Origin of the sequence: Alteromonas sp. NFXS44 (genome assembly GCF_040148705.1) — a bacterium.
In the GTDB taxonomy this organism is placed as follows: domain Bacteria; phylum Pseudomonadota; class Gammaproteobacteria; order Enterobacterales; family Alteromonadaceae; genus Alteromonas.
Genome location: NZ_JAGDEA010000006.1, coordinates 40,267 through 62,617 on the forward strand (window position 1 = coordinate 40,267; position 22,351 = coordinate 62,617).

At 48.6% G+C, this 22,351-nt stretch carries 16 protein-coding genes; 12 read left to right on the forward strand and 4 right to left on the reverse strand.

The features are described 5' to 3' along the window. The 8 genes from J3369_RS10120 to rmf all read left to right on the forward strand — a co-directional run bounded on the left by J3369_RS10120 (window position 1) and on the right by rmf (window position 15,027). Window positions 1-2,328 carry an efflux RND transporter permease subunit gene (locus J3369_RS10120; RefSeq protein WP_349586338.1) on the forward strand — a complete coding sequence of 776 codons (2,328 nt, stop codon included), beginning with the start codon at window positions 1-3 and terminating at the stop codon, window positions 2,326-2,328. 174 nt (window positions 2,329-2,502) lie between these two features. Next, window positions 2,503-7,341 carry an NAD-glutamate dehydrogenase gene (locus tag J3369_RS10125; protein ID WP_349586341.1) on the forward strand — a complete coding sequence of 1,613 codons (4,839 nt, stop codon included), beginning with the start codon at window positions 2,503-2,505 and terminating at the stop codon, window positions 7,339-7,341. Window positions 7,342-7,403: 62 nt separating this feature from the next. Continuing rightward, entirely contained in the window at window positions 7,404-8,411 is a 1,008-nt protein-coding gene (gene pyrD / locus J3369_RS10130) for a quinone-dependent dihydroorotate dehydrogenase (RefSeq protein WP_349586344.1), read from the forward strand. A 69-nt stretch (window positions 8,412-8,480) separates the two neighbouring features. After that, on the forward strand, window positions 8,481-10,580 hold the full coding sequence (gene rlmKL, locus J3369_RS10135; protein WP_349586347.1) for a bifunctional 23S rRNA (guanine(2069)-N(7))-methyltransferase RlmK/23S rRNA (guanine(2445)-N(2))-methyltransferase RlmL: 2,100 nt from the start codon (window positions 8,481-8,483) through the stop codon (window positions 10,578-10,580). Beyond that, window positions 10,577-10,810, forward strand: a complete 234-nt coding sequence (locus J3369_RS10140) for a glutaredoxin family protein (RefSeq protein WP_303575190.1) — start codon at window positions 10,577-10,579, stop codon at window positions 10,808-10,810. Before rlmKL ends, J3369_RS10140 begins: the two co-directional genes overlap by 4 nt. Beyond that, the gene (uup, locus tag J3369_RS10145) at window positions 10,807-12,732 is read left to right on the forward strand and encodes an ATP-binding cassette ATPase Uup (protein WP_349586351.1); all 1,926 of its coding nucleotides are present in this window, start codon (window positions 10,807-10,809) and stop codon (window positions 12,730-12,732) included. The genes J3369_RS10140 and uup overlap by 4 nt, the downstream gene beginning before the upstream one ends. Before the next feature lie 12 nt (window positions 12,733-12,744). Beyond that, window positions 12,745-14,505 (forward strand): DUF3466 family protein, encoded by a 1,761-nt coding sequence (locus J3369_RS10150; protein WP_349586354.1) that lies wholly within the window; start codon window positions 12,745-12,747, stop codon window positions 14,503-14,505. Window positions 14,506-14,850: 345 nt separating this feature from the next. Beyond that, complete coding sequence (rmf, locus tag J3369_RS10155) at window positions 14,851-15,027, forward strand: ribosome modulation factor (protein ID WP_070124638.1); 177 nt, start codon at window positions 14,851-14,853, stop codon at window positions 15,025-15,027. Window positions 15,028-15,087: 60 nt separating this feature from the next. Here the strand turns inward: rmf and fabA are convergent, their stop codons facing one another. Further along, on the reverse strand, window positions 15,088-15,606 hold the full coding sequence (gene fabA, locus J3369_RS10160) for a 3-hydroxyacyl-[acyl-carrier-protein] dehydratase FabA (RefSeq protein WP_119501365.1): 519 nt from the start codon (window positions 15,604-15,606) through the stop codon (window positions 15,088-15,090). A 131-nt stretch (window positions 15,607-15,737) separates the two neighbouring features. Between fabA and J3369_RS10165 the strand changes: the two genes are divergently transcribed. Further along, entirely contained in the window at window positions 15,738-15,998 is a 261-nt protein-coding gene (locus J3369_RS10165) for a RepB family protein (RefSeq protein ID WP_119501366.1), read from the forward strand. Here J3369_RS10165 and J3369_RS10170 read toward each other — a convergent pair. Together J3369_RS10170 and J3369_RS10175 are read right to left on the reverse strand one after the other, a co-directional pair. Continuing rightward, entirely contained in the window at window positions 15,979-17,520 is a 1,542-nt protein-coding gene (locus J3369_RS10170) for a cryptochrome/deoxyribodipyrimidine photo-lyase family protein (protein ID WP_349586357.1), read from the reverse strand. The two genes, J3369_RS10165 and J3369_RS10170, sit on opposite strands and share 20 nt — an antisense overlap. Then, the gene (locus J3369_RS10175; protein WP_349586359.1) at window positions 17,508-18,806 is read right to left on the reverse strand and encodes a DASH family cryptochrome; all 1,299 of its coding nucleotides are present in this window, start codon (window positions 18,804-18,806) and stop codon (window positions 17,508-17,510) included. Before J3369_RS10175 ends, J3369_RS10170 begins: the two co-directional genes overlap by 13 nt. Window positions 18,807-18,893: 87 nt before the next feature. Between J3369_RS10175 and J3369_RS10180 the strand changes: the two genes are divergently transcribed. From J3369_RS10180 to J3369_RS10190, 3 genes are read left to right on the forward strand one after another with little or no spacing between them, the layout of a single operon-like run. Beyond that, complete coding sequence (locus tag J3369_RS10180; protein ID WP_349586361.1) at window positions 18,894-20,318, forward strand: cryptochrome/photolyase family protein; 1,425 nt, start codon at window positions 18,894-18,896, stop codon at window positions 20,316-20,318. Between the two features lie 2 nt (window positions 20,319-20,320). Further along, window positions 20,321-21,862 (forward strand): cryptochrome/photolyase family protein, encoded by a 1,542-nt coding sequence (locus tag J3369_RS10185; protein WP_349586363.1) that lies wholly within the window; start codon window positions 20,321-20,323, stop codon window positions 21,860-21,862. Then, entirely contained in the window at window positions 21,849-21,995 is a 147-nt protein-coding gene (locus J3369_RS10190; RefSeq protein WP_303575182.1) for a DUF2256 domain-containing protein, read from the forward strand. The genes J3369_RS10185 and J3369_RS10190 overlap by 14 nt, the downstream gene beginning before the upstream one ends. A 2-nt stretch (window positions 21,996-21,997) precedes the next feature. Here J3369_RS10190 and J3369_RS10195 read toward each other — a convergent pair whose 3' ends face one another. Further along, window positions 21,998-22,348 (reverse strand): DUF4870 family protein, encoded by a 351-nt coding sequence (locus tag J3369_RS10195; protein WP_119501372.1) that lies wholly within the window; start codon window positions 22,346-22,348, stop codon window positions 21,998-22,000. Window positions 22,349-22,351 lie beyond the last annotated feature (3 nt).

Sequence of the window (22,351 nt, forward strand, 5' to 3'; positions counted from 1 at the left end):
ATGGCAAGTTTTACCTCGCTTTTAGAAAGACTAATTTTCGGATACCGGAAAGTTGTAGTCGGGCTCTTTCTGCTGGCCACAGTGTATCTTGGCTATCAGGCGTCGATGATGCATCTGGACGCCGGTTTCGAAAAAAATGTGCCGCTTAATCATGAATACATGAAAACCTACATGGCTCACCGCAGTGATTTCGGTGGTGCCAACAGCGTATTGGTTTCTGTGTGTGATACCAGCGGGAATATTTATAACCAGCACTTTATGGACACATTGCAACAAGTCCATGATGCGTTGTTTTTTATCAACGGTGTGGACCGTTCGCTGGTTGTCAGCCTGTTTGCCCCGTCTACCCGTTTTACGGAAATTGTAGAAGGGGGCTTTTCCGGCGGGCCGGTTATCCCTGCGGATTTCGACTCATCACGGCCGGCAGCACTGGAGCAGGTCGCTACCAATGTGGAAAAGGCTAAAATTGTTGGCCGCCAGGTATCCAACGATTACAGTTGTGCCATGGTGACTGCGCAGTTACTTGATCTGGACCCGAAAACCGGCGCTCCGCTGGATATGCTCAAAGTCGCAGATGACCTGGAACAACAGGTCAGAGGCCAGTTTGAATCGGATAAGGTCAGCATCCATATCATCGGCTTCTCCAAAATGATTGGTGATGTGGCAAATGGCGCAAAAGACGTGGTGCTTTTCTTCGCCATAGCCCTGGCTATCACTGCTGTGATGGTTTACTTCTTCTCCCGCAGTATCATGATGACGCTGCTGCCCTTAATTTGCTCTGTGGTAGCTGTTGTCTGGCAGCTGGGCTTACTGACGGTGCTGGGATTCGGCCTTGACCCAATGTCAATTCTGGTGCCTTTCCTGGTGTTTGCCATTGGTGTCAGTCACGGCGTGCAGATGATTAACGCTGTGGAGAAAAAGGTGGTTGCGGGCATGGGCGCGCAACATGCAGCCATGAGTGCGTTCCGTGCTTTACTTGTGCCCGGCGGTATTGCTCTGCTTTCCGATACAGTAGGTTTCATGACTTTACTGGTTATTGATATCGGTATTATCCGGGAACTGGCCATTACTGCGAGCATGGGGGTCGCCGTCATTATCCTGACCAACCTTATTTTGCTGCCGGTACTGATGAGCTTCCTGAAGCTGGATGACAAATATGTTCAGCAGTTCAATAAAAAGGAACAACGTAACACTGCTTTCTGGAATGCGATTGCAGCCTGCACCCGTAAAAAACCGGCCATTATCATCATGGCTGTGACGACTGCCTTATTCATTTTCGGCTTGATACAATCCCAGCAAATGAAGATAGGTGACTTACATGCCGGGGCGCCGTCTTTACAGGAGAGTTCCCGCTATAACCAGGATACTTTCCTGATCACCGACAAGTACTCGGTGACCGTGGATTATCTGTCGGTGGTAGTAGAAACCACGCCGGAAGCCTGTACATCGTACGGTGTCATGCGTGCAATGGACGACTTTCAGTGGAAGATGACTAACGTTGAGGGTGTGCAATCGGCTGTCTCGCTGGCGTCAGTGGCAAAAGGCGTCAATGCCGGTTATAACGAGGGCAATATCAAATGGCAGGTACTGCCCCGGAATCAGCAGACTCTGGCGCAGGATATTTCGCTGGTACCTACTTCGTCCGGTTTATTAAACGGAGACTGTTCGGTAATGCCGGTCATTTTGTTTATGGAAGATCACAAAGCTGAGACCATTTCTCATGTGGTTGATGCTGTGAAAGCATTCCGTAAGGAATATGAAACCGACGATATGAAGTTCAAACTGGCCTCCGGCCCTGTAGGCGTAATGGCGGCGACTAATGAAGCCGTGGAAGCGGCCCAGGGCCCGATGATGGTATACGTGTTTGGTGCGGTTATTGTACTTTGCCTTATCAGCTTCCGTTCTGTCAGAGCGACTTTGTCTGTCGTACTGCCACTTTATGTGGTGTCGGTGCTGGCACAGGCACTGATGACTTTCCTGCAAATCGGGCTGACCGTGTCTACACTACCAGTAATCGCACTGGGTGTTGGCATTGGCGTAGATTATGGTATCTACATACTTTCTACCATGAGTCATAAACTCAAATCCGGTGAGACAGTGCAACAGGCTTACCTGGATGCACTGAAAGAGCGGGGAAGTGCAGTACTCTTCACGGGGATCACACTGGCAGTTGGTGTGAGCACCTGGGTGTTTTCCTCACTGAAATTCCAGATGGATATGGGTATTTTGCTGACATTTATGTTCCTCGTGAACATGCTGGGCGCGATTATTGTGCTGCCGGCACTGTCCAGATTCCTCTGGTTAAGTAAAAACGCCCCTGATGCATAAAATATTTTTGCATAAGTAACTACAAAAAAGGGCCGTTTGGCCCTTTTTTTTATGCGTTTTCTGCATAGTTATCTATGCTGTTAATAAAGCGTTAAAACTCCTCTTTCATTAAGGCCGGAGATTAGCGAAAATAGGTAAGGATTCTGTGCACTTACGACTAATAAAGGTTAAACCATGACAGTCACCTCACAGCGGCAGTCGGTGCTGCTTGATAATGTTTTCTCACTCATCGAAAAGAAAGTCGATGCGCAGCAAAATGCGCTGGTTAAACAATTCGGCCAACATCTTTTCCAGACAATTTCTAATGATGACCTGGAAGATCGCAATGACAGCGACCTGTACGGGGCAACATTAAGTTTGTGGAACGAGTTCTCCTCGTTCGATCCGTCGTCACCGTATATCCGGGTTTTCAATCCTGAAATCGCCAAACATGGCTGGCATTCAAGCCATACCATCGTTGAAATTATCGTGCGGGACATGCCTTTCCTGGTTGATTCCGTGCGCATGTCGCTGAACCGCCTGAATATTACTTCTCATCTCATGTTGCACAGCCCCATCTGGCTGAAACGTGGCGACAAAGGGCAGGTGGAAGCCTTTTATGAAAGCGGTAAGAAAACCAAAGCGGCCGTCAAAGAAACCGTGCTGCTGATTGAAATCGACAGACAGACCGCGAAAAAAGACATTGATAAACTTACCAAAGAACTTCGTTCAGTGGTTGATGAAGTTTCCCTTGCGGTTGAAGACTGGCAGTCCATGTCGGGTAAGCTGGCAACCGTTATTAAAGATGCTGACAAACACAACTGGCCGGTAGATGCCGATAAGAAAGCCCAGACTCTGCAGTTTTTAAGCTGGCTGGCTGATCATAATTTCACCATGATGGGCTACCGTTATTACGACGCCCGTGCCATTGAAGGTGATTACCGCTGGATCCCTGATAATGACAGCAGCCTTGGGCTGATGAAAAAGTCTGTCAGCGATCGTGAGCGTCTGATTTCTAATTTACCGTCGTCTGCGCGGGCTGAAGCCCTGAGTCAGAATCCGCTGATGCTGACTAAAACCAATTCACGTTCACGGGTACACCGTCCTGCCTATATGGATTATGTGGGTGTGAAGGTATTTAACAGCGATGGTGCTGTTGTCGGTGAACACCGTTTCCTCGGTCTTTTCAGTGCTTCTTTCTATAACTCAAGTGCCACTGAAGTGCCGGTGCTGGCGTCAAAAATTAAAGAAATCTGTACGTTATCCGGCTATGAGCCGGGTACCCACGCGTACAAAGCGTTCGTGAATATTATTGAAACTTATCCACGGGATGAGTTGTTGCAAACACCTGCTGCGGAAATGGCTCAAATCATCATGGGCATCTTCCAGATGCAGGAGCGGGGCATTACCCGGTTGTTCGTTCGCAAGGATGTATTTGGCCGCTTTATTTCCTGTATGGTGTTTGTGCCCAGAGAGCGCTACAACACCCAGTTGCGTAAAGATACCCAGAACCTGCTGCAGCGCTCATTTGGTACTGATGAAGAAATCGAATTTACGACGTTCTTCTCTGAATCTGTGTACGCCAGAACGCACTATATCGCCCGCGTCAAAAACAACAATGTGGAATACGATGTGAAGGAAATCGAGCAAAACATCATTGAGCTCACCAAAACCTGGAATGACCGTCTGGCATCTGCCATAAAGGCAGCCCATGGTGAAGCATCAGGTAAAGCACTGGAACGCAAGTATACCAATGCTTTTTCCCGCAGTTATATGGAACAGAACCTGCCCAGCGCTGCCCTGATTGATATGGAAAAACTTGAATTACTGAGTGATGACCATACGCTGGATATGTTGTTTTACCGTCCGCAGGAAGAAAGTGCTGACAGTCAGGTTGTGAAACTGAAACTGTTCCACCGAGCAGAGCCTATTCACCTTTCTGACGTGTTACCTATGCTGGAAAACTTCGGCTTGCGCGTTATCGACGAAAGTCCGTACAAAGTCAATTGCGCCGATTCGTCGCTGAACTGGGTAATGGACTTCACCATGCTTCATAAGTCCGGTAAAGACCTGGACATGGAGCAGGCACAAGCGCTGTTTCAGGATGCGTTTGCCAAAGTGTGGGCAAACACACTGGAAGATGATGCCTTTAACCGCCTGATCCTGGGTGCCGGCATGACCGGTCGTAAAGTGACCATTCTCCGTGCCTACGCAAAATATATGCGTCAGACAGGCAGCTCTTTCAGCCGCGATTACATTGCCAATACGCTGTCTGCCTATCCTGACATTGCCAAGAAACTGGTGGAGTTTTTCGACTTACGTTTCGACCCGTTTAAAAAGCGCAGTAAGAAAAAAGAAGATGCGCTGCTTGATTCAATCAAAGTAGCGCTGGATAACGTCAGCAACCTGGATGACGACCGGATCATCCGCCGTTATCTGGATATGATGCTGGCGACACTCCGCACCAACTTCTACCAGAGCGACGATGCCGGCAACGAAAAGCCGTATGTATCGTTCAAGCTGATGCCGGAAATGATTCCGGAAATGCCGCTGCCATTGCCCAAATTTGAAATCTTTGTGTACAGCCCCCGTGTGGAAGGTGTGCATTTACGTGGCGGCAAAGTGGCGCGGGGTGGTCTGCGTTGGTCTGACCGTCAGGAAGATTTCCGCACTGAGATCCTTGGCCTGGTGAAAGCTCAGCAAGTTAAAAATACCGTTATTGTGCCTGTAGGTGCAAAAGGTGGTTTTGTTTGCAAAAAACTGCCAGCAACAGGCGGAAGAGCGGCATTCCAGGCAGAAGGTCAGGCGTGCTACCGTACGTTTATCCGCAGCCTGCTGGATATCACAGATAACATTGTAAATGGCGAAGTTGTGCCACCAAAAGATGTGGTACGCCTGGACGAAGACGATCCGTATCTGGTTGTTGCTGCAGATAAAGGCACGGCCACGTTCTCAGACATCGCAAACGGCATTTCTGAAGAATATAACTTCTGGCTGGGTGACGCTTTTGCTTCCGGCGGCAGCGTGGGCTACGACCATAAGAAAATGGGGATCACGGCCCGTGGTGCATGGGAATCGGTTAAACGTCATTTCCGTGAAGTGGGTATCGACTGTCAGACGACAGATTTTACTGCGGTGGGTGTAGGTGATATGGCCGGTGATGTATTCGGTAACGGTATGTTGCTGTCAAAACACACCCGGTTAATTGCTGCGTTTAACCACCTGCACATTTTCTTCGATCCTGATCCGGATGCAGCTTCAACCTGGGAAGAGCGTAAGCGCCTGTTTGAAAACCCGGGGTTAAGCTGGGAAGACTATGACAGTAAGCTGATTTCGAAAGGCGGTGGTATCTTCAGCCGTGCGAGTAAGTCTATTAAGCTTACTCCGGAAATGAAAAAATGGCTGGGTACCCGTCAGGTGACGATGACGCCGAACGAGCTTATTCATAATATTCTCAAAATGCCCGTCGATTTGATCTGGAACGGTGGTATCGGTACTTATATTAAGAGTACTAAAGAGTCTCATGCTGAAGTGGGAGACCGTGCCAATGATGATTTACGTGTTAACGGTAAAGACGTTAAGGCGAAAATTGTGGGTGAGGGCGGTAACCTGGGTCTTACGCAGCTTGGCCGTGTGGAATATGCCGCAAACGGCGGCCGCGTGAATACCGACTTTATTGATAACGTGGGTGGTGTGGACTGCTCGGACAATGAAGTTAACATTAAAATTCTGCTTAACAGCCTGGTGAGTAACGGTGATTTAACCGTTAAACAGCGAAACAAACTGCTGTACGACATGACCGATGATGTAGCCAAAATCGTGTTGGAAGATTGCTACCGTCAAACGCAGTCGATTTCCATTACAGAACGGGCACGTGTATCGCAACTTAAAGAACAACTGCGGTTCATCCATGGTCTTGAGCGTGAAGGACGTCTTAACCGGGAACTGGAATTTATTCCTACCGATGATGAAATTTCAGATCGCGTGGCGAAAGACCGCGGACTTACCCGTCCGGAACTGAGTGTGCTGATTGCTTACGGTAAAATGGTACTCAAAGACGCGTTTAATATTCCGGAGATCACAGAGAATCCGTATCACGGTAAACTGCTGGTCAATGCTTTCCCGCCGGTACTGCGTGACAAGTATCCGGAGCAGATGGAACAGCATCCGCTGCGTGGCGAAATTATCGCAACTAAGTTAACCAATAACATTGTTAACGATATGGGCCTGAATTTCGTGTTCCGTATGCAGGAAGAGACTGGTGCGACGGTGGATGAAATCGCTGATGCTTACGCGGTGGTGAAAGGTATTTTCAATATCGATCCGCTCTGGCGCAAAGTTGAAGCGCTGGACAATGTCATCGACGCTGATCTGCAACTGAGAATTCTGGAGAGTGCCCGTCGTATTATGCGCCGCACTGCGCGCTGGTATATCCGTCACGGCAATAAATCTCTGGGTATTCACTCTGCAATTGAAGCTTACCGCGCTACCTTTGATAACCTTGCCAGTAACATGCAGAATTATCTGGTCGCTGATGAATATGCATCATTGCAGAAAGAGGCGGCTAAACTGGTTGATAAAGGTGTACCGGAAGATATTGCCACGCAGGTGTCCAGTTTCTCGAATCTGTTCTCCAGTCTCGACCTGGCGCAAATCGATGAAACAGACAGCCATGATACCTCTGTCATTGCGAAGCTGTACTTCCAGTTGGGCGCGAAACTGGAACTGCACTGGTTCCTGGCGCAAATTACCAACCAGAATGTCAGTAACCACTGGCAGGCCCTGGCAAGAGCGTCCTACCGTGAAGAGCTTGACTGGCAACAGCGCTCCATTACGCTGAACTTGTTACAGTCGCGCCCTGACAGCAAAGATGCCGACGAAATTCTGCAAAGCTGGATGGACAATAATCAGGCTCTGCTGAAACGCTGGTACCACATGATGTCAGAGTTCAAAACCAGCTCTACACATGAATTTGCGAAATTTTCTGTGGCTTTACGTGAATTGATGCTTTTAAGCGCCAAGTCTAGCCATTAGAATACGCCTATTCAGAAACGACGAAGCCCTGTTTTGACAGGGCTTTTTCTTAGAGAAAGACCATGCAATCCATCGCCCAGAAAATTTTGCTCCAGTGCGAGCCCGAAAAAAGCCACGATTTTGCCATCAAGTGGCTGCACAGAACCCAGCATACGCCGCTGAAATTACTGTACAGTAATGAAACTATCAGTAAGCCGGTAAAAGTTGCCGGGATCACATTCCCAAATGCGGTAGGCCTGGCTGCCGGTCTGGATAAAAACGGCGAATGTATTGATGCCTTTGGCAGCATGGGCTTCGGATTCGTAGAAGTCGGTACAGTAACACCCCGTCCCCAACCGGGTAACCCCAAGCCCCGTATTTTCCGCCTGCCGGAAAAGCACGCTATCATTAACCGCATGGGTTTTAATAATCACGGTGTGGATCATCTGGTCAGTCAGGTAAAAGCGTCCCGTTTCGAAGGGCCGGTGGGAATTAACATCGGTAAAAACAAAGATACCGAAGAAGCTAACGCCATTGATGATTACCTCATTTGTCTGAACAAAGTGTATCCTTACGCCAGCTACGTGACAGTGAATATTTCATCTCCCAATACGCCGGGACTGCGTAACCTTCAGTATGGCGAGGCGCTGGACAGACTGCTTAACGGTCTGAAAGATGCACAGGAAAAGCTGTGTCAGTCACACGGTAAATATGTGCCCCTGTTTATTAAAATCGCGCCGGATCTGGCGGATAATGAAATTGAAAGCATCGCCCGTTCACTGATCAACAGTAAAATGGACGGAGTGATTGCTACGAATACCACGCTAAGCCGTGACAGTGTTCAGGGACTGAAACACGCTGATGAAGCCGGCGGTTTAAGTGGCGATGTTCTGACGGAAATGAGTCTGGATGTGACACGCAAATTGTCTGCTGCACTGGACCGCGCAATTCCTATCATCGGCGTGGGCGGTATTCATGACGCGCAGACTGCAAAAGACCGGCTCGCCGCCGGCGCTTCGCTGGTACAGGTTTATTCGGCGTTTATCTATCAGGGGCCGTCACTAGTGAAAAACATCGTAAAGGCGCTGTAAAAGCCCTTTTACTTCGATTATTTTTAATCACTGCGCGGGTGCAGAACGTGTGCAGTTTCTATGAGTGTTATGAATCAAATTATTGTTACAACCAGCCGTGGTCTGGATGAGCTGTTAAAAGCTGAAATTGAAGCGCTTTGCCCTGATACTGCTTGTCGCTTATCGCCCGGCACAGTAACGTTTACCGGCACCCTTGAACAGGCCTATACCGTTTGTTTATGGTCCAGGCTGGCGAACCGTGTTATCTGGGTGCTGGCCGAAGGAAAGTGTGACTCAGCAGAATCTTTATACGATACCGCTTCATCCGTTGACTGGCAGCAACACCTGCGGGCCAGTGACACGTTGAGTGTACAGTTCAACGGCACCAACCATGCCATTAAAAATTCTCAGTTCGGTGCTGTGCGAATAAAAGACGCCATTGTTGATCAGTTTATGGAAGAGTTAGATCAACGGCCGTCTGTAGAAAAGAAATTTTCAGATTTTCCTATCTGGGCCCGCGTACACCGGGACAATGTGGTCATCGGCCTGGATATGTCCGGAAACAGTCTTCACCAGAGAGCTTACCGTTCGAAAACCGGTGAGGCACCGTTAAAAGAACACGTGGCATGCGCCATGCTGATCCGCTCAGGCTGGACAGCAAACACAGATAAACCACTCACGGATCTGTTTTGTGGTTCGGGCACCATCGCTATCGAAGCAGCGTACATTGCCAGAAATATTGCGCCCGGCATCAAACGCAGTTACTGGGGCTTCAGTCGCTGGTTGCAACATAACCAGCCTCTGTGGGACAAGATTAACGATGATGCTCTGGCAGCACAAAAGCCCTGTGATATTCGTATTACTGCTACAGATATTGACCGTAAGCTCATCAATATTGCCCGCACGAATGCCGATCAGGCCGGTGTATTTAAAGACATTCATTTTGATAGCTGCGATGCGCTGAAAGCTGAACCTCAGGTTAAAGAAGCCGGTTATCTGGTGAGTAACCCGCCTTATGGCGAACGGCTCGGCGAACTCACAGACCTTATCCCGACCTTTTCAGAACTGGGTAAGCAGTTGAAAGCGGCCTGGTCAGGCTGGCATGTGTCCCTGCTCAGCAGCAACCGCGATTTATTACGAATGATGAAACTGCGCTCGTCAAAAGACTACGGCATGAATAACGGTAAGCTGGAATGCCGGCTGGTTAATTATGTCATGGATGAAGACAACTGCCGGCAATTTGGGTCAGACGGGGTGAATCACGAATTCGCTAACCGGCTTAAAAAGAATCTTAAAAAGCTGAAAAGTTGGGTAAAGCAACAGGACATCAACTGTTACCGTATTTATGACGCCGATTTGCCTGATTACAATGTGGCTATTGATGTTTATGGTGACTGGCTGGTTGTGCAGGAATATGCGCCACCGAAAACCATTTCTGAAGACAAAGCACGTCGCCGCTTACAGGAAGTACTGTTGCATTTGCCGGCAGTAACCGGCACAAACCCGAAGCAAATTGCGTTAAAAGTGCGCAGTCAGCAGAAGGGTAAAAACCAGTACGAAAAAATGGATCAGAAAGGTGATCGGCTGACTGTTTACGAAAACGGTGCGAAACTGCTGGTTAACCTGACAGATTATCTTGATACAGGATTATTTCTGGATCACCGTGACACCCGTAAACTGGTGTCACAACGGGTGAAAAATAAAGATGTTCTGAACCTGTTTTCATATACTGGCAGTGTCTCTGTGCATGCTGCTTTGGGTGGTGCCCGTTCTGTGACTACTGTCGATATGTCGAAAACCTATCTGGACTGGGCGAAAGACAACATGACACTGAATAAAGTGAAAGGCGCCAATGCCTTTATTCAGGCTGATTGTACGACGTGGCTCAAAACACACCCCGGCAAATACGATTTTATTTTTATCGATCCGCCGTCGTTTTCAAATTCAAAACGTATGCAGGATACCTTTGATGTTCAGCGCGACCACGTTGCTTTACTGAAAGATGCGTTCCGTTGTTTGAATGATGGCGGTGAAGTGATGTTTTCGAATAACCGCCGGGGCTTCAAACTTGATACTGATGCGTTAGCCGGAGCCGGATATAAAGACATTGAAGATATTACCGCAAAGACTATTCCGGAAGATTTCGCCCGTCATGCAAATATTCACCAATGCTGGACGTTGAAGAAGTGAAATTAGCGTTTTATACAGGACCGGGTTGTCATTTATGTGATCTTGCCAGTGATGTGCTGGCACAAACTCACCAGGCGCCGTTGCTGGACATTACAAAATGTAACATCCGCAACGACGCAAACCTGTATCATCTGTATGCAGTCCGTATTCCTGTGATCAAACGCATGGATACCGGTGCCGAACTTGGCTGGCCTTTTGACGTAGAACAGGCAGAATCCTTTTTATCATGAGTGTAATTCAGTTAAAAAACATCACCGTTATCTACGGTAATCCGCCATTACTGGATGGCGTTGAATTAGTGGTTCAACCCGGAGAACGGGTGTGCCTGGTCGGACGAAATGGCAGTGGAAAATCCACGCTTATGAAAGTGCTGGCCGGAGACATTATCGCTGACGACGGGCAGCGTATTATCGACAGTAAAACCATTGTTGCGAGACTCGAACAGGATCCTCCGCAAACTGTTGATATCTCACTGTTTGACTATGTAGCCGAAGGGCTTGCCGATGTGGGCGATATTCTTAAGCAGTATTTTCATCAGACCCGTAAGGTGTCGGATGATCCTTCCGAAGCTAACCTGAATAAACTGCAACACCTGCAGGAAGCGCTCGAAAGCCGTGATGCCTGGCAATTCGAGCAGCAAATAGAACAAACCCTTACCATGCTGAAACTGGATGCGGACATGTCTTTGTCCACGCTGTCCGGTGGCTGGAGAAGAAAAGCGGCACTGGCCAGAGCGCTGGTGCGTCAGCCCGACTTATTACTTCTTGATGAGCCGACTAACCACCTTGATATTGAAATGATTCGCTGGCTGGAACAAAGCTTAACGGCGTTCCGCGGTGCAATCGTTTTTATCAGTCACGATCGTGCATTCATTCGCAACATGGCAACCCGTATTGTGGATCTCGACCGCGGTTCGCTGACCAGTTACCCCGGTAACTACGCCACCTACCTGGAAAAGAAACAGCAGGATCTGGATATCGAGGCTGCTCAGAATGCAGAGTTTGATAAGAAACTCGCTCAGGAAGAAGTGTGGATCCGTCAGGGCATTAAAGCCCGCAGGACCCGTAATGAGGGCAGGGTAAGGGCACTTAAAAAGCTTCGTGAAACCCGTAAAGCCCGTCGCGAAACCCAGGGCAACGCTGTGGTAGCACAACATGCCGGTTCCCGCTCAGGTAAAATGGTGTTCGAGGTAACTGACGCCAGTTACAGCTACGGCGAGAAAGCCATCGTTAAACACCTTAACCTAAACCTGTTAAGGGGCGATAAATTAGCGCTCATCGGCCCGAACGGTAGCGGTAAATCTACCCTTATTAAGTTATTACTGGGTGAACTGGCTCCCCAATCCGGTAACGTCCGCCAGGGCGTTAATCTGGAAGTTGCGTATTTTGATCAGCATCGCCACGGCCTGGAACTTGAGAAGTCAGTTATTGACGCTGTCGGTGACGGAAAGCGTGATTTGATGGTGAATGGTCACCCCAGACATGTGATCAGTTATCTGCAGGACTATTTATTTACCCCGGAGCGGGTGAATGCCCCGGTAAAATCCCTGTCAGGTGGTGAGAAAAACCGTCTGATGCTGGCAAAGCTGATGCTGAAACCCAGCAACTTACTGGTGCTCGACGAACCGACCAACGACCTGGATGTTGAGACGCTGGAAATGCTGGAAACCTTGCTGAATGAATATGAAGGCACGGTATTACTTGTCAGCCACGACCGAGAGTTTGTGGATAACGTCGCTAACAGTTGCCTGGTGTTTGAAGGCGAGGGTGAGCTCAAAGAATTTATCGGCGGCTTCACAGATGTGGAGAGCTGGTATAAGCAAAATGCAGCACAGAAAACTGCAGAGGCAAAGGTAAAAGATGAAACTAAACCGGTTTCTGACAGTCCTAAGCCAAAGTCTTCAGTACGCAAGACGAAAAAGTTATCATATAAAGATCAACATGAACTGGATTCTCTGCCTGCAGAGATAGAAACGCTGGAAACCGCGTTAGCAGAATTACAGGAACAAGTGAATGATCCTGAGTTTTTTAAACAAACTGCCGACAGCACAGCCGCAACTCTGGCCACGTTATCAGAAACAGAAGAAACCCTATCCCGGAAATATGCGCGTTGGGATGAACTGGAAAGCATGCTGGAAGACACTCAGCAGTAATTAGGATTATAAATGAAATTAACACAGCTTGCCGCTGCCATGGCAATGACCACTGCGTCAGCTTCTGCCCTGGCCGCCACCTATACAGTCACACCTGTACCAGTCAGGGATATCAGTATTAACAATTTTGCCCAGTCTATCGACGAGTCCGGCTTCACGGTGACGATGACATCAGCAGAATTTAATCCACCCATCGACCTCGATTTTCTGGAAGAATCCGGATTTATCGACAACAATGCATCGACTTTCGAAAGTGAAGACGACGTCAGACAGGGCATTTTCTCAGATGTGGATTACACCACGATTGTTACCGGTTTACTGTCTCACAGCACGACTGCCCGGAATGCTTTTGTTTACCAGCACCTGACGCCTTACCGCTCGTATATCACAGATACGACAGATGCCGATCTCATCCCCGGTCTGGATGCGTGGTCGGAACTGTTTGATGATTACGCCCATGCGGTTACAACCTATGCACGTGACAGTCTGAACGGTGATTATGTTACCGGCTCAACTGAAGGCCCGTATTACGAGCTGGATTATGAAGATGAAGACGGCAACGATACCACTTATGTACTTAACGACATCAAGTCTACGGCCTTTGTCAGTGTAAACGGTGAAACCAAACTGCTGGCTTCTGAAGACGATACGTTAAACGGCCTCAGTCAGGCGTTTGCCATTAACAGCAATCTTCAGGTTGTGGGCAGCAGCATGGTTGACCACATTGAAGGCATTGATGACGCCATTGAAGCCTGTGAAGAAGAAGAAACCCGTGGTGACATTCCTGTGGAATATTGTTACCGCAGTATCCGGGTAGACGCATCTTCAGATACATCCACCTACGGCTTCCGTTTACCGGCCGTGGGCGACCGTTCAACGCCGGGTGTGCATATCCGTGCCACTGTCTGGCAATTGGATGCTAACGGCAACACGATTACTACAGATACGTATCCGCTGGTGTTTGAACCTGATGCCGACGATGAGTCTGCATACTGGTCGCTGGCGCAGGATATTAATGATCAGGGTATTGCTGTAGGTGCGTCATCTCTTGACGAAATTGCTTACATCCGCCGTCCTTCAGGTTATAGCTATGAGCGCCTGAATGTTGCAGTGAGTTATGCAGAAGGCGAAACAACCGAAATGTTACCCCGTGACGAAAATATCATGTCTGAAGCAGTTGCCATTAACAATGACAACTGGGTAACAGGTTACGTACTACGTGCCCCTAATGATACTGCCCGTAACCGTGTGTTCGTCTACAACCTGGACACAGGTGAAGCACTGTATCCGGAAGGCTTCTTTACCAATGCCGGCTCAGAAGGTAAAGGCATCAACAATAATAACATAGTGGTTGGCTCGTCAGAATACGACTCCACTGTTGATACAAACCGTGAAACCCACGGCTTCATGTACGACATTGAAGCGAAAGAAATGACGGATCTGAACGATTTGTTACCTTGTGACAGTGTATACACCATTGTCGACGCCATCGGTATCAATGACAGCAATGAGATTATTGCAAATGCCCGCTACCGTACCGGTGAACGTTATGTAACGGGTGTGGAAGTGATTGACGATGAAGGTGAAACGCCCATCGACGATACCATTATTGCAGTGAAACTCACGCCGCTGGAAAACGGTGAAGTGGAGACCTGTGACATTCCTGAAGATGAAATTGACGATGTGGCTTACGAGCGTAAAGGTGCGGCAATTTCTCCATGGTGGCTGTTATTAACAGGCGGCTTACTCGCGTTCAGACGACGTAAACAGTAATGTGAAATGAGCACTGTTTAGCCGCTGCATAGCACGTAAACTGTGCTAAATATGTATAGCGAGCCTATCAAAAACCGCACCAATGTGCGGTTTTTTTGTACATATAGTTTGACGTTTTAAAAAACGTAATATTTATGACAAAAAAATGTAACATTAAATTAGACAAATTTTCATTAACTTACTATTTGTCAATACCAAAAAAAATTTAATTAAGTTGAACCAAGCCTGCCTCTGCACTATCACATATATGTGCGTGAAAAAACTTGAAGGCACCATCAACCCATACTGACAGGAGAGCCCGATAGTCAATCACGGCACAGTTAAATAATCAAAAGAGGCTTATCAATGAAACGACAAAAAAGAGATAAATTGACGCGTGCACACGCAAAAGGGTATCAAGCTGGTATCAGCGGTCGTTCAAAGGAGAACTGTCCATTTCAGGCTTTTGACGCCAGGTCACAATGGCTCGGAGGCTGGAGGGAAGCCGTTGAAGACAGACAATTAGGATTCAACGTGCGTTAAGCATCTCTTTCAGTATAGGTAAGCCCCGATTTAACGGGGCTTTTTTATACCTGAAAGAAGTCAGAATTTAGACGTGTCCTGGAACAGACCGACTTTCAAATCTTTCGCGGTATAAATAACACGGCCGTCTACTTCAACCTGACCATCAGCCAGACCCATAAACAGTTTACGTTTAACTACACGCTTCATGTTGATGCGGTAGGTTACTTTTTTAGCCGTAGGCAAAATTTGACCGGTAAATTTCACTTCTCCTACGCCAAGAGCACGACCTTTACCGGGGCCACCGCTCCAGCCAAGGAAGAAACCCACCAGCTGCCACATGGCATCCAGACCCAGACAGCCAGGCATTACAGGGTCACCCGGGAAGTGGCAGTCAAAGAACCACAGATCAGGAGTGATATCCAGTTCGGCAATGATTTCGCCTTTATCGTACTCACCGCCTTCTTCACTGATATGACTGATACGGTCCATCATCAGCATATTAGGAGCCGGTAATTGACTATTACCCGGCCCAAACATTTCACCGCGGCTACAGGCCAGCAAGTCTTCACGGTTAAAACTATTTTGTTTGTCGGACATGATATCCCTTTGTTGTTAGATTTTCAGCGTGGTAATTTAGCGAACACTTGTACGCTAAACAACTCTGAACAGTCATTTATTGTGAAAATTTACATGTTACACTGTGCACGTAATCACGAGATGACAACGGTATGACTGAAAAGAAAAAAGCCAATCCTTCCGCCAATGCTGAAAAACAGCGTCGTTTCCGCGAAAGACAAAAAGCAGCAGGAAAAAAAATGGTTCGTGGCTATGTCAGCCCCGAAGCCATGCAGTGCTATAAAGAAATCAGCGATAAAACCGGATGGAGTGACAGTGAAGTACTGTCCAACGCGTTACGCATAACCTATGCAGCCTACAAGTGTGGTCAAATCCGTCTTTTGAATCAGTGGCTTAAAGATCAGAAGCGCTAGCCCCGGATTTTAACCAGCGCCGGGAAGGACTCGCGGATGTCGTGTGCTTTCTGACGATCCGGGCTGACTCTCTGAGCACCTCTTCTCTTTCCCTGTAAGACCACAGCCGCTCTGCGGTTTGTTTATTGTGCTGTCTGATATCAATCACCGGCAGCATGTAATCCCGTTGTATATCAAAATCCAGCATGGCTGCTTCCAGCGGCGGAATATCTGCCGGATTATGACACAGCGCTGCCGGCAGATTTTTTAGTTCCGGTACCCATTTTTTTATAAACACGGCTTCAGGATCGAGCCTGGCCGACTGGGTTGCAGGATTATATAACCTGACGGTGTGTATACCGGTAATACTGGCCTGCATCTGAATCTGCGGAAAATGAATACCGGGCTCAAAATCAAGAAAAGCACGGGCAAGGTATTCTGCCGCGTGCCGCCAGTGTACGTTCATATGGTGACACAGGAAACTGGTTACCATGGCACGCATGCGGAAATTGAGGTAGCCGGTGGCAGCGAGCGCCCGCATACAGGCATCCACCAGCGGGTAACCTGTTTTCCCGTTTATCCACAGCCAGGTGCGTCTGCTGGCCTCCGGTCCGTCGATGTAAGGAAAGCTTGCATATCCCGCATTTTGTGCCCGCCACTCCATTTCATGTTCGCTTTCAAATTTCTGAATAAAATGGCAGTGCCAGTGGATACGGGACATCAGTGCATTGAGGGCCTTCTTCCAGAGCGCTCCGTCACCGTCGGGCTGATGAATGAGTTCAGACTTACGGTATTCAATATACTGAAAGACCTGTTTCACTGACAGATTACCCCATGCAAGATAAGGACTGAGCCGTGAGCAGGTGATACGTGCATCCGCCGGCCTGGATATGCCCTGATGGTATCGCTTGCCCCGATCTGCAAGAAAGTGTTTTAAAACCTGCCATCCGCGTCGTTCACCGCCGGGCTGCATGAGTTCACAATGCGGATAAGAGGGCGAGGCTGCGATACTTCTCAGCGGTGATGTCGTCCATTGCCACCAGTTCACTGCGGATAAGGTAATGTCGTCAACAGGCTGTGACATTACCGCTTTCCAGTGTCTTTCCCAGTTCCGGCGGTTTATCAGTCCCCGGCTTACAGCGCCGCTGGCAAATTCAATATGACGTATTTGCCGTGCCTGAAACCAGGCCTGCATGTACAAGTCACGATCGAAGGTAATTTTAAGCCCGGTTTCCTGATAGCTGTACACTTCCCGGACTGTACAGTGCGTTGCTATTTCGCTGAAGGTCGCTTCAACTGTACGGGTGGTAGTCAATACTGCGGCAAATCCCGGCAACTGCCCGTTTAAATCGGTGATACTCTGACAGATGAATCGCCAGTGTCTGTCGCTCATGTGCGGATCCTGCATGAGTTCCGGCTCATAACAGAATACTAACAGCACCGGCAAGCCGCTCCGGACGGCTTCTTTCAGGGGGGCATGATCCCGCAGACGTAAATCCCGTTTGAGCCATACCACCGCAATATCGGGCTTCAGCTCAGCCATTTGTTGATAAATGTCCGTTCCGGATCGTACATATTCGTCTGCTTTTCAAGGTCAAACTGGCGGTGACCACGGGGATCATGACCCACTCCTCCAAGGTAGAGCCAGTTACCCCAGTTACTGCCGGGATCGTAATCTACCAGACATTGTTCAAACCAGGCCGCCCCGTATTGCCAGTTTTGTCCCAGCTCATGGACCAGACAACTGGCAACCAGTTGTCTGCCCCGGTTAGACATGAAACCGGTTTGCATCAGTTGCCGCATGCAGGCATCAACAATCGGGTAGCCAGTTCTTCCTTGTTGCCAACAGATTATTTTGTCCGCATCGTAATGGCCTGGACGTTTTTCATCCCGCAGTCCTGCCTGCAGATACCAGTTTTTGCCGAGCTTAAGCTGGGCAAAATGAAAAAACTCCCGCCACAATAATTCAAAATAAACCCAGTATGTGGACTCATTGGCTTCCACTTCATCTTCAAAACGCCTGAGCTCAAAATATACCCTGCGGGGAGACAAGGCGCCTGCCGCAAGCCATGGCGAGAAACGTGTACTGCCCGTTTCGTCATCCAGCGCATTTCTGGTTTCTTTATAACGCAGCACATGCCGGTGTTTGAATAAATACTCATTCAGCCGTTCCAGCGCAGCATTTTCTCCGCCACGAAAAAGAGGAGGTGTTTTGCTTTTCTCATGTACAGCCGTCACAGATTGCACTTCGGTGGCGAAGGGCGGTGGGTATGATACCGGAGGATCTAATGGTAACTCCGGTATTGTGTTCCTCTCTGTTTGTTTGCGGAATTGTGTAAATTGCCCGGGCATTTCATTCAGAGAAAAGGGGAGCGAAGACTTGTTAAACAGGGATCCCGCTTCTTTATACACCGTATTAATACCGTCACAGGCATCAACCACATGTTGCCAGTCCTGCAATTCGTAAAAACCGGGATTCACATGTGCGCCAAGCCAGCTTACATCGTATTTTTTTATCAGTTCTGGAATGACAACTGCCGGGTTGCCCTCGAGAACAAGTAACCTCTGGCCAAGAGGTACCAGGGCATCATCCAGTTCATCCAGGCATTCAGCGATAAACCGCTCTCTGATTGCGCCGGTACGTTGTGTGCCGAAAGGTGTGGTTTCTGACAGCCGGCTATCTCTGACAAATACCAGCAGCAACTCCGTAACGTTCTGACACATCGCTTCCAGTGCCGGCATATCGTCAAGCCGTAAATCCTGACGGAACCAGAAAATGCCCCTCACACGGGCCGGATAACTGCTATTTGTATAGTGCGATGTTTTCATTACAAAACCTTAATTTTCACCCGTTTGTAATCAGATTTATTACAATGCCGTATCTATTGCATCATTCTGAATAAAAAGGATAACAACGTGCCGGTACCCGTCAGCATTATGTGGTTCCGTCAGGACTTGCGCGTGAAAGATAATCCCGCGCTGAACGCCGCCTGCGACCTTGGAAAAATTATCCCTGTATATATTGCAGATACGTTTGTGCCGGAAAAACGACTCCCCGGTAGTGTAACTAAATGGTGGTTACATCAATCATTAAACTCCCTTAATGATCGCCTTAACGGCCATTTGCAGGTATTCAGCGGCGATCCGGCAGAACTCATTCCTGAACTCATGACACGGTTCGATGTGCAGCATATCTTCTGGAACCGGTTGTATGAGCCCTGGCATGTGGCCAGAGACAAAAAATTGAAGCAGGCTCTGAAAGATGACGGCAAAACGGTGAAGAGTTTCAATGGTTCGTTGTTGTGGGAGCCCTGGGACATTGAGAATAAATCAGGATCACCCTATAAGGTATTTACGCCGTTTTACCGTAAAGGCTGCTTACAGGCAGCTGAGCCACGCTTTCCCCAGGCGCCGGTAGCCAGAATCACTTACGCGGATGTGGACAATGCAGGCACGTCAATTGATGAACTCGGCCTGATGCCTGATATTCAGTGGTTCGATGGCATTGAAAAAATGTGGACACCGGGAGAAGACGGAGCAGCAGACCGGCTTGCTACCTTCATAGACGAAGCCGCAGCGAATTATAAAACCGACCGGGATATTCCGGCAGTGCAGGGCACATCGTTGCTCAGCCCTCATCTTCATGCCGGAGAAATATCTCCTAATCAAATCTGGTATGCCATTAAGGATGCCTTTGGCAACAGTGATGATAAGAATATCGATACCTATCTGAGTGAACTGGGATGGCGTGAATTTGCCCACCACCTTATTTATCATTTTCCTGACTTCCCCGATAAGAACTTCAATGAGAAGTTCGATAAGTTTCCATGGCGCCGGAGTCAGAAAGATCTGGAAGCGTGGCAGAAGGGCCGCACAGGTATCCCTATTGTCGATGCAGGCATGCGGGAATTATGGCATACCGGCTATATGCACAACCGCGTACGGATGATAACCGGCTCATTTCTGGTGAAGAACTTGCTTACCGACTGGCGTGAGGGAGAAGCCTGGTTCTGGGATTGTCTGGCTGACGCTGACGGTGCGAATAACACCGCCGGATGGCAGTGGGTGGCGGGGTCGGGTGCCGACGCCGCGCCCTATTTTCGGGTATTTAACCCGGTGTTGCAGGGGGAGAAATTCGACAAGCAGGGCGAATATGTACGTACCTGGTGTCCCGAACTGAAAAAATTGCCAAACAAATATATTCATAAGCCCTGGGAGGCGGACAAGGCAACGCTCAAACAGGCTGGTATCGTGCTCGGAGAGCAATATCCTGAACCTCTGGTGGATCTAAAAGCGTCACGACAACGGGCACTGGACGCCTTTAATGAAATTAAGGGGTAACCATGGGCTGTACTCTGCGATTGATACTTGGCGACCAGCTCACCGCCACTTTACCGGTGATCACTGACGCGGTGAAAACCCGCGATATTTTATTGATGGCAGAGGTGAAAGAAGAAGCCACTTTTGTGAAGCACCATAAGAAGAAGATTGCATTTCTATTTTCAGCTATGCGGCATTTCGCAGAAGAACTGAAAGACGACGGCTTCAAAGTAAATTACAGAAAGTACGATGACCCTGACAATCAGGGTAGCTTGCTGAATGAAGTAAAAGCGCTGGTGAGCAAACACGATGTTGATAATATCGTTGTCACTGAACCGGGTGAATACCGTTTACTGAAGAGTATGCAGCAATGGGAAAGTCAGCTCGGTGTGCCTGTGGATCTGTTACCCGACGAACGGTTCTATGCCAGTAAAGCGAGGTTTGCTGAATGGGCTGAAGGACGGAAAACCCTTCGTATGGAATTCTGGTACCGGGAAATGCGCAAAGAAACCGGCATTCTTATGGAAAATGGTGTGCCGGCGGGGGGAGACTGGAACTACGATGCGAAGAACCGTGAGTCCATGCCCGCCAGTGTCACTCCGCCACCACCGGTAAAATTTGAGCCCGATGAGATAACCCGGGACGTGATCAGTCTGGTTGAAAAAGAGTTCGGTGATCACTTTGGTGAATTAGATGATTTTCATTATGCTACCGATCGTGCCGGCGCACTTGAGGTATTAAACCGCTTTATTGACGAACGGCTACCGGACTTTGGCCGCTATCAGGACGCCATGCGTCATAACATGCCCTGGTTGTTTCATTCCCATCTGTCCTTTTATATCAATTGCGGTTTGCTCAGTCCCCGTGAGGTGGTTCAGCAGGCAGAAGCCGCCTGGCATGCCGGTGAAGCCCCCCTCAATTCCGTAGAAGGTTTCATCCGCCAGATCATTGGCTGGCGTGAATTTGTGCGGGGGTTTTACTGGCATTACATGCCGGGGTTACAGACAGATAATTATTTCAATGCAAAAAGAACCTTGCCCGACTTTTTCTGGGACGGCTACACCAATATGAATTGTCTGCGTCAGTGCATTACTGACACTAAAAAACATGCCTACGCACACCATATTCAGCGTTTGATGGTGTTAGGTAATTTTTCATTATTGTGTGAGTTATCACCCGCTGAAGTGCAGGAGTGGTACCTGCTGGTGTACGCAGACGCCTACGAGTGGGTCGAATTACCTAATGTCTCCGGCATGATTTTATTCGCCGATGGCGGCAATCTCGCTAGCAAACCCTATGTAGCAAGTGGCAGCTACATCAATAAGATGTCTGATTACTGCAAGCATTGTGGTTACAGTGTGTCGAAAAAGACCGGAGAAGGAGCCTGTCCGTTCAACTACCTGTACTGGCGCTTCCTCGATGCCCATCAGGACAAGTTAAGGAAGAACCCGAGAATGGCGTTTGTCTATAAAAGCTACGACAGAATGGCGGAAGAGAAAATCGCGGCTATGCGGGAAGACGGTCAGCGTTTTCTGACAAAACTGAGCAAAAATGAAGAAGTCTGATTTACCGCAGAAAATGTGTCCGGTGTGCCAGCGGCCATTTACATGGCGCAAAAAGTGGGAACGGAACTGGGAAGCGGTAAAATATTGCTCTAAAAGATGTGCCGGCAATAAACCAAGCCGGCACGACTGTTGATATCAGAACATCCAGCCCGCAGGATCCGGGTGGGCTTGATTGTTATCAAGATACTTCATGCCTTTCACACAACGAACAATCAGCCAGACAACCCAGAACAGAATAACCAGCCAGCCTATCAGCACAATTGACAGAATAGAGCCGATCACCAGGTAGAGGAAACCTATCCAGAAAGTACGGATTTGGAAACGGTAGTGGCTTTGCAGCCATTCCGGTGCATCTGATTTATTTATGTAGGCCATCACAACACCCACAAGGCCGGTGATACCAAATAAAATGCCTACCAGATACAGGATATAGACAATTTTGGCAGTGCTGCCTGATGCATTGGTGTTCGCGGGAATTTCGCTCATTTT

Bases quoted from the DNA above. Each gene is read 5' to 3' on its own strand.
- J3369_RS10150 (WP_349586354.1), top strand. From the start codon at position 12,745: ATGAAATTAACACAGCTTGCCGCTGCCATGGCAATGACCACTGCGTCA.
- J3369_RS10125 (WP_349586341.1), top strand. From the start codon at position 2,503: ATGACAGTCACCTCACAGCGGCAGTCGGTGCTGCTTGATAATGTTTTC.
- J3369_RS10195 (WP_119501372.1), bottom strand. From the start codon at position 22,348: ATGAGCGAAATTCCCGCGAACACCAATGCATCAGGCAGCACTGCCAAA.
- pyrD (WP_349586344.1), top strand. From the start codon at position 7,404: ATGCAATCCATCGCCCAGAAAATTTTGCTCCAGTGCGAGCCCGAAAAA.
- rmf (WP_070124638.1), top strand. From the start codon at position 14,851: ATGAAACGACAAAAAAGAGATAAATTGACGCGTGCACACGCAAAAGGG.
- J3369_RS10185 (WP_349586363.1), top strand. From the start codon at position 20,321: ATGGGCTGTACTCTGCGATTGATACTTGGCGACCAGCTCACCGCCACT.
- J3369_RS10165 (WP_119501366.1), top strand. From the start codon at position 15,738: ATGACTGAAAAGAAAAAAGCCAATCCTTCCGCCAATGCTGAAAAACAG.
- J3369_RS10170 (WP_349586357.1), bottom strand. From the start codon at position 17,520: ATGGCTGAGCTGAAGCCCGATATTGCGGTGGTATGGCTCAAACGGGAT.
- fabA (WP_119501365.1), bottom strand. From the start codon at position 15,606: ATGTCCGACAAACAAAATAGTTTTAACCGTGAAGACTTGCTGGCCTGT.
- J3369_RS10175 (WP_349586359.1), bottom strand. From the start codon at position 18,806: ATGAAAACATCGCACTATACAAATAGCAGTTATCCGGCCCGTGTGAGG.
- uup (WP_349586351.1), top strand. From the start codon at position 10,807: ATGAGTGTAATTCAGTTAAAAAACATCACCGTTATCTACGGTAATCCG.
- rlmKL (WP_349586347.1), top strand. From the start codon at position 8,481: ATGAATCAAATTATTGTTACAACCAGCCGTGGTCTGGATGAGCTGTTA.
- J3369_RS10120 (WP_349586338.1), top strand. From the start codon at position 1: ATGGCAAGTTTTACCTCGCTTTTAGAAAGACTAATTTTCGGATACCGG.
- J3369_RS10190 (WP_303575182.1), top strand. From the start codon at position 21,849: ATGAAGAAGTCTGATTTACCGCAGAAAATGTGTCCGGTGTGCCAGCGG.